Here is an 11,484-nt window from a genome sequence, read left to right as displayed (position 1 = left end):
AGATAAAGATGAGAGGGCTAGTGTTGTGCAAGCCATTCTAGATGGCTTGCACTGGCAGGGTAGAGTTTTTGAGATTTCTGCTGTCAGTGGAGAAGGCACTCAACAATTGTGTTACTCATTGATGCAATTGATTGATGAGATGAAAGAGACGGAAGCTTAGCCATTCAGCGGCAAAATAAATAACCAAGGCACTGCGATGTGCAATTTCATGTATTTCCGTGCCTTGGTTATTTGCACTACTGTATTCAATCGATAATTGCGTTTTCCCCGTCATGGGCTCTTGGTTCCAATATTCTTTAAGTCCACGAAGATGAAATTGTAACGTGGAATCTTGATGACAATTGTTAAAATGCAGCAGATGATGATTATCCGGTTGTTGAATTAATGTTTGTAAAAGCCCCCCTGTTGCCTCATCAATAATTGAAATAGGGCTCTCTAATTGCAGAATTCGTGCATGTAACTGCTCTGAGGCTTTTTGTTCAGTGCTCGCAATAAGGTAAGGGGCAATGAGTGGTTCTACTCTTTCTTTGATTTTTGCCGCAACTTGGGCTTTACAACGAACTTTAAATTCGACATAAGGTGTTTCCAGGCGATAACCTGTTTTGCAGTCAAGATCGGCAAGGGCTGTATCCAGTTGTTCAGCAATAAGGCTTTCAGCTACACCAAATAAACGCCACTTAAATATGGATTTATCACTATGTTGCCGCTGTTGTAATAAAGGCAGAACATGGTCATTGAACATCGGTAAGCACTCACGTGGCGGTCCTGGCAAAAGAATAAAGAGTTTCCCTTCCCATGGATAAAAGCAACCCATGGCTGTGCCATTAGGATTGGGTAAAATAGTTGCGTTAGAAGGAAAAAGAGCTTGTTGTCTGTTGCCTGGGTTCAACTCTTTAGAAGACAGTCTTAAGCGATTTTGAATATGCTGAATTGCTTCGGGGAATTCAACCAATTTTGTTTTTAGAAAACGTTCTAAAGCAAAACGCGTACGGTCATCAGAGGTTGGTCCTAATCCGCCGATCATAATGATGACATCATGATTCTTTACTAAAAATTCAATGCAATCATGGATTTCGTTTTCCTTATCGCTACAGGAGAGTTGTAAGCCTAGTGGTAAACCCTCAGAACTTAGTGCATGAGCAAGATAGTGGCTGTTCGTATTTAAAGTATCACCGTGAATGATTTCATCACCGGTAGCAAGTAAGGCTATTGTCATTTTATTCTTCCAAATTTATAAAATTAAGGCGGTAAACCACAGGTTGCGATTGAGAAAACTGAATTCCCCATAAGCTTATGGTGGGGTCATCATCCATAAGAAAACGACCATCAGCAAGGATTAAAGGTTCTGATTTTACCAGGATAAGATAGCCACCGGTGAACCAGTTAAATATAGAGAAATCTTTTAAGAAGAGAGGTGACTCCTTGACATATTTAGGTAAGTTACTGCTTTGAGCAAGCTGATACTTAGCAGCAATAGAAACTTTTGCTTTTTGCAGGAAAGGGGCAGTAACATTGAAGGCTAGGAAGTAATTATTGATAAGGCTAACGCCACGCCAAGTAATCGAGCTAGACATCTTTGGGAATACACGGAGCTTTTCTAGCTTTAAATGGTTTTTTTCGGCAAATGTCTGAACAGCTTCGATCGCTCGATAGTGTTGAAAACTATTAACTAATAGAAAGAAACTTGCCAAAATTAAACCTATAGCAACTCCTTTTCTGCTGTCATGAACCTTTGTCCAAACGAGACCAAGAACCAAAGGGAAAGTAAAAAAGGGGTCAATAATGGAAATTAAATCCCAGTGAACTCGTGTATTAGTAAATGGCCAATACAAGACGGTGCCATAATTCGTACAAGTATCAAGCAAGCCATGTGTGCCATAACCTATCAGTGCTGCTAAAAATGTTAATCTTTTATGTTGGCGGAAACGCTTGAATAAGGTTAAAAACAGAGTAACTAGTGCTGCTCCTATAGGTATAAACATTAAGGAGTGCGTAAAATGGCGATGATAAAAAAAGAATAGTAGCGGGTCTTTAGAGGAGTTAATTAATACGTCTAGATCAGCGGCCATACCAGCTAAACCGCCAACAATCCAGGCATTGTATTTATCTTGCTTATGCAAAACAACCTGAGCACAGGCTGCACCCAATGCTCCCTGGGTAATAGGATCCACGTTTATACTCGGTGAACGGTAACTTGTGGAGGAGGTGTTTCAATACCCTCTTGATCAAATTGCTGTTTGATGACTTCTTGTAAAGCATTGCGAGCAATGGATAGGTCGGCGGTATTCACCCAGACCATGAATTTAAGCTCTACAGCGGAATTGGCAAAATTATCAATGGTTACATTCGGCCCAGGCTCTTTTAGAACTTTGTCGCAGTTATCAGCAATGTTCAATAGCATGGTTTTAACTTGAGCAATATTGCACTCATAAGCTACAGCAATAATCAAATCAATTCTACGTGTAGAAAAATAACTTAAGTTAGTGATTTCAGATTTAATCATCGCTTCATTGGGGATACGAACTAATTTATTATCCGGTGTTTTTAATTTGGTCGATAGCAAATCAATAGAGTCTACGACGCCATTAATACCTTTAACTTCAACGGTGTCACCGACTTTAAAAGGATGCTCAAAAAGGAGAAAAATCCCGCTTATTAAATTTGAGGCAGCGGTTTGCGAGGCGAAACTGACGGCTACGGTGAAAACTCCTGCGGCACCTAATAATACACTTAGCTTAAACCCCAAATGTTGCAAACTGGTTACAAAAAAAATAGTAAAAATTAGATAAAAAACAAAGCGTCTGGCGAGCATGGTATGGTGGCGAGAGAATCGCTTGTTAAGACTTCGCTCGGCAATAAGGCTTACTCTCTTGGCCATAAGGTAACCGATAAAAAATAAGCTTATGGCATAAGCAATATTTAACATCTTATTGGGATCAAATAGATGCATTAATTTCATCCTCCGTTAGGATGCAGCGGATTTATTATATTAAACACTTAAAATGAAATATTAATTATACCTTTAGCTTTTGATTTTGAGAACAAAGGTTTCTTTAAAGGAATAAGTAGTTAGTAAGCTTTAAGATATCTATTGATAGAGAATTATTTAATGGCTGTTGTATAGTTTCACCTTTGTCTTAAGTTGGATCTAATAAGGAAGAGTTGGGTTCGCAGGTTGCTGAAGTATCGTTTTTTATCAACCGTACATTAGAAGATCCTTCCGTACTTGTTGAGGCACTATTAAATAAGAAGGTTTTATCTAATACCTTATGTCCTAAACCTACAATAAGGCCTAATCCATCAAATAAGCTGCCAATCATCACTAAGGACTCTGATAAAATACGAGTTTTCTGCTGAGCCTGAAATTTTTGATAAGCTGATTTTAATAAAGCATTAATTTGCAAGGGTAATGAATCACCAGATAAACGTGTAGAGAGAGCCTCTTTGTAAAACTGATGTATAGAAGAGTTGTAATCTTCCCCTAACTGATTCTCTTGATTAAGAGCAATTTGGCTATCATGAAATTCTTTAAGAATAAGGAGGTCTTTAATAAGGTTGATAGGGAATGGTTCTATTTTTGAATTAGCAATGGCTTGTGTTAACAAGTAATCTTGTTGCATTTTCTTCTGTAATTGCTTGGTTATTTTTAAAAGATGAAGGCCAAGCTTAGTGTTGAGACAAGGGGCATCCTCTATTTCACTTTGGGTAGGTATTGGCTTGTCGGGTAAAAAACTAACGTTGGGGGTGGTTTCTTGCGTGTTTCGAGCAAGAGTAAGCACGAGTTTCTCTAATAGTAATTGATAGTTCTTTCGGAAAGAAGCAAGGGATACTTGAAGGGCAGAAAAAAGAGTTTTGAGAGCATCGTCCTTAGCGCCTGTGGGATTAAATGAAAGTTGCGTTTGCCTTGCAACACGAATGGTTACTATGACATTAAAGCCTGCGAATAAAATTTTCTCTACGTCTTGCCAGGGTGAATTCGTGGAACGTTTATGTCCTAATATACTTTTATCATTAAAAGCTGGAGTACCATCATTATTTAATGTGAATAATTGACGTAAGGCCATTGCCTCTGCACACTCTGTGGCTTTAGTCATTGGGCAAGTATGAGGAGGAGATGAATAAGGTCTTTGGCTGATGAGTTCTGCCTGTTTGATGACGATATCAATAAAAGAATTAAATTCAGCCACTAATTGCGGTAAATTTACTCTATTCACAGTGAGGATGTCTTTACCTGTTGTCAAAGTCTCTTGCCAAACGCTTAGTTGCTCAGGAAACGGAAGACCTTCATTTGCGGGTAATATCAACTTATCTTGAGCTATCAGATCGTCTGAACTTAATGAGCGATATAGAGTAGGTTTACTTTTTTCAGGAGAAATATCCTGTAGTTCACTAATTTTTTTAAGGCGCAATTGCAAAATTTCTATGAGGTCCAAGGGGAATTGTTGCTGATTTACTTTGATGCCTAACTTAACTTCTTTGAATGACTCAATACCGATGTATTGTGCCACTTCTTCTTTGACATTGTCTTTAATGAGGTCAGAAGGAATCTTTTGCAGCACGGTCGTAACAATATCTTCTAAAAGTTTGTGGTCAACTTGCTCTTTAAACTGTTGGGCTTTTTTTGCTATGGCTGGAAATAATCCAGTAATATGTTTGTAATTTAAGACATAACCTTTGGTAAAGCTGGTCGGATTAAACCAACCATGGTATTCATAAGGGTTAAGGATATCCAGGTTGTTTTCTTTATATCCAAAATAGCGGAAAGCCGCTCCTAGATCAATGCGGGCAAATTGTGTAATCGGATGGTCGGAATCTAAACAAACGACATTACCACTATGCACACTATAATCCCCTATCATTAAGGAAACCATTAACACTAAAGAAAGAGCAAAATAGTTTTCAAGCGCAGTAGTGAGTAAAAGATAATATGAGGGGCCGAGAAACATTTCTTTGACGGGATCACGATCTGTGCCTTGTCTATTTCCTGTGCCAATAATTTTATGTAATTCTTTAAAGGAAGCTTTAGGTTGGATAAGAGCGTAAGAACCGTCTTCAATTTGAATGAAATTAGCACAAATGAAAGAACGATGATAAGGCTCTGGGATTAATCCGCATTGCTTAAACTCATCTAATAAAAGCCCGGCAAATAGTTCGGTAAAAAGCTCTTTGGGATCTCCTGGCTTTTTGATAAAGAATTCATTTCCTTCCGAATCACGATAGAAGCCATCTATTTCATTCCTGTTTTTCCCCCCAGTTTTATCCTTAAATTTGATTAGTTCTTTACCGTTATAAACTAACATGGGAGCTCTAATATAATTCTCCATGCACCATTGTTAACTTTTAGTGCCTAACAAAGCAACAAAATTACTTAATTAATTGCGGTTTATTTAAATTGGCTGCAATTAAGCGAAAAAGGGTTGGTGGATTAGAAGTAACTAAAGCGATAAACTATCTTTAAGTCTCTCATTTCTGGGAAATTATGAAACTTTCAACGTCAATGGTCTTCTCAGTCGTTTTATCTTTTTGTTCAACAATAGCAACTGCCGAAGCGATTTCTCAGTCTGAGTCAGATGCTGCTCGAATTTTAATGTTGGAAAAAGCCTTAGCGCCCAGTAACCCCGATGATGCGGCCTCTATGTTTGCCAAGGCTAATAAAGAGCGTAATGGGGCTGTGCAATTTATGCTATTTTCTGACCAGTTAAAGAATAAGTACAAAGCTAATTGGCCCAATTGGGTATCAGGGGCTTCTAGTCCATGGATTACTTCTTATGCAATTAAAAAAATTGCCCAGAGCAAAAATTCCTATCAATTTAAAATCACTTATCAATGGGCAACATCGGCCGGTCCATTCCAGCCTTCTCTGGTGCAAACAATAGTGATAGAGCCTGTGCCCAAAGAGATTAATTCTTCTCAAGAATGGTGGATAACTAAATTCAATGAGCGTTGATTAACAAAAATCCATCCAAATACCTAAAAATCAAAGACCTAGCTGTATTGTGCCTTATGCTGGATTTTTTGTGTAAAATTAAGGCACTATGAATTTAAATTGGCTATGTTATAATCGAGACCAAGATTGGTTCTTAAGCATTAATTAAGAATCAAATGTTATAGTGCAATTTTGAAAGCCAGGAAGATCTCTCATGGTTATGACAGTTAATAAGTCAGATGAGTTCTTTATTTCCATCGCTAAACAGGGTGTTCACAGCTTTATTTTTGTCGGGGTGAAAAGTAAAGGTGAGCATCATATACTTGCTCGGGTTGGCAAAGTGATGGATGCAGATGTAAGTTGCTCCGTTTTAAGAGCCGCATTTTTTTCGACAAAAGCTTTCATTAGCTATGAAGAATTTAGTAAACAACCCGGCAGAAAAATACCTATTGGTTACGCTGCTTATGACATCACTTATGAGCAGTACCTGGGCTTTATCGCTTTGCTTGAAGAGCTGCAAGCACGTGATAACATTGCTTACCCCTGCTTTAAACCCGCAGAAGAGAACGGTAATGAGGTAAACTTGCAGTGGACAGCCCAAAGAACTGAAGTTACTCACAAAATCCCATTAAAGCCTGAAGCAGAAAATATTATTAAAGAGAGTCATTCCTTAAATCTTTCTAGTACGTGCCGACATGGAGCACTTTCTTTGCTAGATTACGTTCGCGGGCATGAGCAAACAATACATAATGTTTCTAGCAAATTCTTTCGTGATTTACCTTTACACACTAACTTGGTAGCTGATGATGGAGAAAAATTCCCTGTACGCGATCCTGTAACCAAGCGTATTAGGCAACATTGCTATCTTCGCCCAGATAGCAAGATGCCTTTTTATATTTTACCTTCACCACCTTCTGCATTTAAGGATTTAGAGCCATTGAAAAAGAGGGTTTTAACTGAACTTTATATGCAAATGGAGGATATGCTACAAGTTGCACCAGAGTCTGCTGAAACAGAACAAAAATTTAATCTTCTAAAAGAACTCTATATAGAAAAAGTTGGAAAGAATAATGAAACCATTAACGATTTTATTGCAAGCTTAACGAGTTGGCGAGAAGATCATAAAAAAGATATCAATTCCCTTAGAAAAACCTACTTTTTTGATTATTTTATCACCCGTCATTCAGCGACTGAAAAAATGTTTGATAGGTTCGATGAGTATTTCACCAACCCGGCATCGGTAAAGGCATAGAAATAGAGCATTTTTATAAATGCTCTATTTCTTAAATTGACTAATTTTCTCTTTGTTACCTCCTGAAAAATTGAATATTGATATGGTTTCAGAACAAAAATAGTTTAGAAGGGCTAAACTAGAATAAAGGAACATATTTAAGCTGGTGTTTTTGCTTTGCTTTCATTAAATTGTAGTTAGGAGGTAGGGAGTAATGAAGAGTGTTGTTTTATTACTATTATTCATGATCTTCTCTCTCTTAAGTTTCGGTGATGTGACAAAGGGTTTTACTCTAGGGAGTCCAGTATTTGAGCCTGATACGTTTATCCCTAAGAAATATAGCTGTAAGGGAGCAGATATTTCTCCTGCTTTATTTTGGGCAGATCCGCCAATCAATACGAAATCTTTTGCATTAATTATTGATGATCCTGATGCTGTGGGAACTTGGGTTCACTGGGTATTATTTAATATACCTCCTGAGGTTAGAAATCTTACCGAAGGAGAAATTCCTCCTGGGGCTATTAGTGGTAAAAATAGCTGGGGAGGAGTAGGTTATAAAGGACCTTGCCCACCGTCTGGGACTTCGCACCGCTATGTCTTCAAATTATATGCTTTAGATACGATACTATCTTTGGATGCTTCTGCAACGAAAGAGGATGTTATTCATGCGATGCAATACCATGTCATTGGCATGAGTGAATTCGCAGGGAATTTTAGTCGAGAGTAGGTATTATTAGTCTTGATTAATCTTACTTTTTTACCATAAACCGAGATAACATTGCTTCATCAAAACCACGTAGCTCTTTTTCATTAATTGTTAAGTAAAGTGCACTATTATAAATAGTGCTGAACGTTTTACTAATAATTATCCATAGAAAAAGAAGTACAAGAATAAGGGGTAGATTGATTGCTATTTGTTGATGAGTTTGCCCTAGTAAAAAAGCAATTAAATAAACACAAGCAATAATTCCTGCAAGGATTAAGAAAAGAATAAAATTGACAGAGAGTAATTTTCTCCAACCTTTACCAATTAATTGAATTGAGCGTTTAAATGCATTAATGGGGCCGATATTTTCGGCAATCATTATAGGAAGAACAAAATAAGTGGTTACAGACCATGAAAAACCGAAAATTGCATAAATGATGTCGGCTACAACATCATGTGTTCGCTCCAAAGCATTAAGAATTATACACACTGTAGCGCTCAATAACGTCCATTCCAGTAACGGCCCTGTATGTTGTAATGTAAGTCGCATGGCTTTGAAGATGCTAAGCGGATTTCCCTGTAAACGGTGAATGAGGCAAGTTACCATCGAGGCATTAAAATAAAGCACAATAAATACAAGAAAAAAGTAAAGAAACAAACCACCAAGCAAGAAAATAGTTGGTTCACGTTGGAAATAATTTATCAAAAAATTTAACTCTAAAAATGAAGTGGATACAAGGATGGAAACAATCGCAATCATTACGATTAAGCTTAAAAAAGGTAAGATAATTAAGTCTTTGTTTTTAATAAGGAATCGTACACTTAATCTCAAAAAAATCCAAGAATTTTTGAAACTTTGTATTAGATTCATCTTCTTATCCAATGGTGGGAGCATTTCTAGTATAGCTTGCTATTTTATCCAAACCAAACGTTGTTAATAATAAGTGGACAAATGTAAAATTTTTGTAACAATATAGGGTCAAAATTTTATGATTTTTTTTCAAAGAAGGTAGTTAAATGAAAAGAGTTAATCTATTTTTACACCACATAGTGATTGCTTTGTTATTGGGACTGGTTCAGCCAACAATAGCGGCAAAAGCAAATAATAGTAGTGTTGCAATTGGTTCCCCAATGCAAAAGGCGGTATTGAAATATATTAATGAATATCGTGCGCAGCGTGGTTTAGCTCCATTAAAAATGAATAGTGCCATGTCTAAAGAAGCCGAAATACATAGTCGAGAAATGGCCACTCACAAGATTGGTTTTGGTCATAAAGATTTTAATAAGCGAATAAAAAGATTGTTTACGGAAATCCAACAATGTCGTGGGGGAGCAGAGAATGTCGCTTACAACTATAAAGATGCACAAGATGTTGTGAAAAATTGGCTAACTAGTCCAGGTCATCGACGAAATATCATGGGAAACTATAATTTAACAGGTATTGGCCTGGCTCGTGATAGCCGAGGAAAAATTTATTTTACACAAATATTTCTTCGCACTGATAATCCAACTTATATTGGATAAAATCCTGCAGAACTGCTAGAACCATTTAAGTATTGTCACGTGGTTGAAATGAAATTTGCAATCATTTTCTCAACCTCGTGACAGACAGCGCTATATTTTGAAGGGAGGCATATCATGTCATTGGAAGTCTTTAAAAAAAGTATTGCACAGCAAACAATTCCTGCTTTTCTTTATGGAACTGCCTGGAAAGAGGAGAGTACACAAGAGTGTGTCTTTAATGCTCTGGGTGCTGGATTTACTGGGATTGATACCGCGAATCAGCGTAAGCATTATTTTGAAGAAGGTGTTGGGCTTGGGCTCCAGCAATTTTTAGCCAGCAATAATAAAACGAGAAAAGATTTATTTTTACAAACAAAATTTACTTTTTCTCCGGGGCAGGATCATCGCAAGCCCTACAATGAACAAGACCCCTTACATCAACAGGTCATGCAATCTTTTGAAAGTTCGCTCAATCATTTACAGACAGATTATATTGATTCCTACATTCTTCATGGACCCTTTTTTATGGTAGGATTATGCAAAGAAGACTGGGAGGCATGGAGTGCTATGGAAGAAATATTGCAGGCTAAGAAAGTCAATTTTCTTGGCATTTCAAATGTAAATCTTTCGCAACTTAAAGAGCTGTATCAAAATGCCAAAATTAAACCTACTTTTGTGCAAAATCGATGTTTTGCTGTTAGAAAATGGGATAAGGAAGTAAGAGACTTTTGTAAAGAACAATGCATTGTTTATCAAGGATTTTCTCTATTAACAGCCAATTATCAATATCTTGTAACTTCTTTTATGCAAACCTTGATGCACAAATACCATAAAACTATTCCACAAATTATTTTTCGTTTTACACTGCAAAGTGGAATGCTTCCTTTAACTGGGACAACCAACCTGCAACATATGTGTGAAGATTTGGATTTAGATAATTTTGAGCTTAGTGCTTCGGAGATTGAGCAAATTGAGAATATTGCTGGTTAGCTAGCCATGGCTACGTTGTTGTATATAGTCTACTAAAGCAAGCAAATTACTGGCTTTAGATTCTAACGGAAGTAGGGCATCTCTCGCTTGCTGGAAGTGCTTACCAATTAAGTTAAATAATTCATTTTTACTGTAAAGAGTAGCAAAAGTAAGTTTGGCATTCGCTGCATCGGATGCTCGTCCTTTACCTAAGATATGAGTTTCTCCGTAATGATCGAGATAATCATCTTGCATTTGAAACACAAGCCCTAAATATTTAGCAAAATCACGTAAAGCTTGAGCAGTGGTTATTGAAGAATCGCTTGCAGCCAAAACCATATTAAAACAAGCTGAAATAAGTTTCCCCGTTTTGAGTGTATGAATAGTACATAGCTCTGCTTCACTTATCGTTGTATGAGAAAGTTCTGAAAGATCGAGACTTTGGCCGCTAACCATACCTGCAGGGCCACTGGCTTGCACAAGTTCATGAGTAATATTGATAACCTGAAATAAGGACAAGTATTGTGGTAAATGTGTAAGTAGGGTATCAACGGCTAAAGCTTGCATACCATCGCCAACCAAGATGGCAGTTGCTTCATCGAAAGCTTTATGACAGCTAAGCTTACCCCGTCGCAGGTCATCATTATCCATGGCAGGCAAATCATCATGAACCAATGAATAGCAATGAACGAGTTCTATTGCTGCTGCCATTATGTCTAAACTAGCTTGCTCAACGCCTGTAATTTCTCCACATAGATAAATAAGGAGGGGTCTCAAACGCTTTCCGCCTGGAAAGAGTGTATAGAGCATCGCCTCTTTTATGCGCCCGGCGGGAATATCAGCATTTGATACAAGCGTACTCAGAATGGTTTCATGGTGAGCCAAATACTGGCGAATAGTGTCATTAATCATTCGAAGTTTCACTGACTTTTATATCGGACATGGCAAGCAATTCGATTTTTTGTTCAGCTTGGTTTAAGACTTCCTGACATTTACGAGCGAGAGTAATTCCTTTTTCAAATTGCTTTAATGAATCCTCTAAAGACAATTCGCCTTTTTCTAATTGCATGACTATTTCTTCAAGTTCTGCCATCGATTTTTCAAAATGAATGGGTTTAGTCATAGAATCACGCCTGTCATGGACAAATC

12 protein-coding genes and 1 pseudogene are annotated in these 11,484 nt (G+C 37.4%); 6 read left to right on the top strand and 7 right to left on the bottom strand.

Annotated features, from left to right (window positions below):
• Nucleotides 1-160: pseudogene (gene obgE / locus Lbru_RS17965) on the top strand (GTPase ObgE); the annotation flags it as partial.
• On the opposite strand, the gene Lbru_RS16285 reads toward obgE, so the two are convergent.
• The 4 genes from Lbru_RS16285 to Lbru_RS16270 form a co-directional block, all read right to left on the bottom strand.
• Nucleotides 116-1,216, bottom strand: coding sequence for a competence/damage-inducible protein A (locus Lbru_RS16285; protein ID WP_058443164.1), 1,101 nt, complete (start codon nucleotides 1,214-1,216; stop codon nucleotides 116-118). The pseudogene obgE and the gene Lbru_RS16285 overlap by 45 nt on opposite strands.
• 1 nt (nucleotide 1,217) lies before the next feature.
• The gene (locus Lbru_RS16280; protein ID WP_058443163.1) at nucleotides 1,218-2,171 is read right to left on the bottom strand and encodes a metal-dependent hydrolase; all 954 of its coding nucleotides are present in this window, start codon (nucleotides 2,169-2,171) and stop codon (nucleotides 1,218-1,220) included.
• Nucleotides 2,172-2,173: 2 nt separating this feature from the next.
• Nucleotides 2,174-2,950, bottom strand: coding sequence for a mechanosensitive ion channel family protein (locus Lbru_RS16275; protein WP_238583905.1), 777 nt, complete (start codon nucleotides 2,948-2,950; stop codon nucleotides 2,174-2,176).
• A gap of 187 nt (nucleotides 2,951-3,137) precedes the next feature.
• Nucleotides 3,138-5,300, bottom strand: coding sequence for a hypothetical protein (locus Lbru_RS16270; protein ID WP_058443161.1), 2,163 nt, complete (start codon nucleotides 5,298-5,300; stop codon nucleotides 3,138-3,140).
• Between the two features lie 179 nt (nucleotides 5,301-5,479).
• On the opposite strand from Lbru_RS16270, the gene Lbru_RS16265 reads away from it, so the two are divergent.
• The 3 genes from Lbru_RS16265 (at nucleotide 5,480) to Lbru_RS16255 (ending at nucleotide 7,884) form a co-directional block, all read left to right on the top strand.
• A complete protein-coding gene (locus Lbru_RS16265; RefSeq protein WP_058443160.1) occupies nucleotides 5,480-5,947 on the top strand; it encodes a hypothetical protein in 468 nt (155 codons plus the stop codon).
• A gap of 193 nt (nucleotides 5,948-6,140) precedes the next feature.
• The gene (locus Lbru_RS16260) at nucleotides 6,141-7,178 is read left to right on the top strand and encodes a hypothetical protein (protein WP_058443159.1); all 1,038 of its coding nucleotides are present in this window, start codon (nucleotides 6,141-6,143) and stop codon (nucleotides 7,176-7,178) included.
• A 193-nt stretch (nucleotides 7,179-7,371) separates the two neighbouring features.
• Nucleotides 7,372-7,884, top strand: a complete 513-nt coding sequence (locus tag Lbru_RS16255; RefSeq protein ID WP_058443158.1) for a YbhB/YbcL family Raf kinase inhibitor-like protein — start codon at nucleotides 7,372-7,374, stop codon at nucleotides 7,882-7,884.
• Nucleotides 7,885-7,906: 22 nt separating this feature from the next.
• On the opposite strand, the gene Lbru_RS16250 is transcribed toward Lbru_RS16255, so the two are convergent.
• On the bottom strand, nucleotides 7,907-8,695 hold the full coding sequence (locus Lbru_RS16250) for a DUF6159 family protein (RefSeq protein ID WP_131793524.1): 789 nt from the start codon (nucleotides 8,693-8,695) through the stop codon (nucleotides 7,907-7,909).
• A gap of 185 nt (nucleotides 8,696-8,880) precedes the next feature.
• Between Lbru_RS16250 and Lbru_RS16245 the strand changes: the two genes are divergently transcribed.
• Nucleotides 8,881-9,387 (top strand): CAP domain-containing protein, encoded by a 507-nt coding sequence (locus Lbru_RS16245; RefSeq protein WP_131793523.1) that lies wholly within the window; start codon nucleotides 8,881-8,883, stop codon nucleotides 9,385-9,387.
• Between the two features lie 114 nt (nucleotides 9,388-9,501).
• Nucleotides 9,502-10,356: an aldo/keto reductase family protein gene (locus tag Lbru_RS16240; RefSeq protein ID WP_058443156.1), complete on the top strand. Its 855-nt coding sequence runs from the start codon at nucleotides 9,502-9,504 to the stop codon at nucleotides 10,354-10,356.
• Here the strand turns inward: Lbru_RS16240 and Lbru_RS16235 are convergent, their stop codons facing one another.
• Both Lbru_RS16235 and Lbru_RS16230 read right to left on the bottom strand, forming a co-directional pair.
• Entirely contained in the window at nucleotides 10,357-11,247 is an 891-nt protein-coding gene (locus Lbru_RS16235; RefSeq protein ID WP_058443155.1) for a polyprenyl synthetase family protein, read from the bottom strand. It abuts the gene before it with no gap.
• Nucleotides 11,240-11,458, bottom strand: coding sequence for an exodeoxyribonuclease VII small subunit (locus Lbru_RS16230; RefSeq protein ID WP_058443154.1), 219 nt, complete (start codon nucleotides 11,456-11,458; stop codon nucleotides 11,240-11,242). Before Lbru_RS16230 ends, Lbru_RS16235 begins: the two co-directional genes overlap by 8 nt.
• Nucleotides 11,459-11,484: the final 26 nt, after the last annotated feature.

The sequence above is a fragment of the Legionella brunensis genome (assembly GCF_001467025.1).
Taxonomy (GTDB): Bacteria; Pseudomonadota; Gammaproteobacteria; order Legionellales; family Legionellaceae; genus Tatlockia; species Tatlockia brunensis.
This window is presented reverse-complemented; position numbering and strand designations above follow the sequence as displayed.

Excerpts from the sequence above, each read along its gene's own strand:
- Lbru_RS16235 (WP_058443155.1), bottom strand. The coding sequence starts at position 11,247 with ATGATTAATGACACTATTCGCCAGTATTTGGCTCACCATGAAACCATT.
- Lbru_RS16255 (WP_058443158.1), top strand. The coding sequence starts at position 7,372 with ATGAAGAGTGTTGTTTTATTACTATTATTCATGATCTTCTCTCTCTTA.
- Lbru_RS16240 (WP_058443156.1), top strand. The coding sequence starts at position 9,502 with ATGTCATTGGAAGTCTTTAAAAAAAGTATTGCACAGCAAACAATTCCT.
- Lbru_RS16285 (WP_058443164.1), bottom strand. The coding sequence starts at position 1,216 with ATGACAATAGCCTTACTTGCTACCGGTGATGAAATCATTCACGGTGAT.
- Lbru_RS16230 (WP_058443154.1), bottom strand. The coding sequence starts at position 11,458 with ATGACTAAACCCATTCATTTTGAAAAATCGATGGCAGAACTTGAAGAA.
- Lbru_RS16270 (WP_058443161.1), bottom strand. The coding sequence starts at position 5,300 with ATGTTAGTTTATAACGGTAAAGAACTAATCAAATTTAAGGATAAAACT.
- Lbru_RS16265 (WP_058443160.1), top strand. The coding sequence starts at position 5,480 with ATGAAACTTTCAACGTCAATGGTCTTCTCAGTCGTTTTATCTTTTTGT.
- Lbru_RS16260 (WP_058443159.1), top strand. The coding sequence starts at position 6,141 with ATGGTTATGACAGTTAATAAGTCAGATGAGTTCTTTATTTCCATCGCT.
- Lbru_RS16245 (WP_131793523.1), top strand. The coding sequence starts at position 8,881 with ATGAAAAGAGTTAATCTATTTTTACACCACATAGTGATTGCTTTGTTA.
- Lbru_RS16275 (WP_238583905.1), bottom strand. The coding sequence starts at position 2,950 with ATGCATCTATTTGATCCCAATAAGATGTTAAATATTGCTTATGCCATA.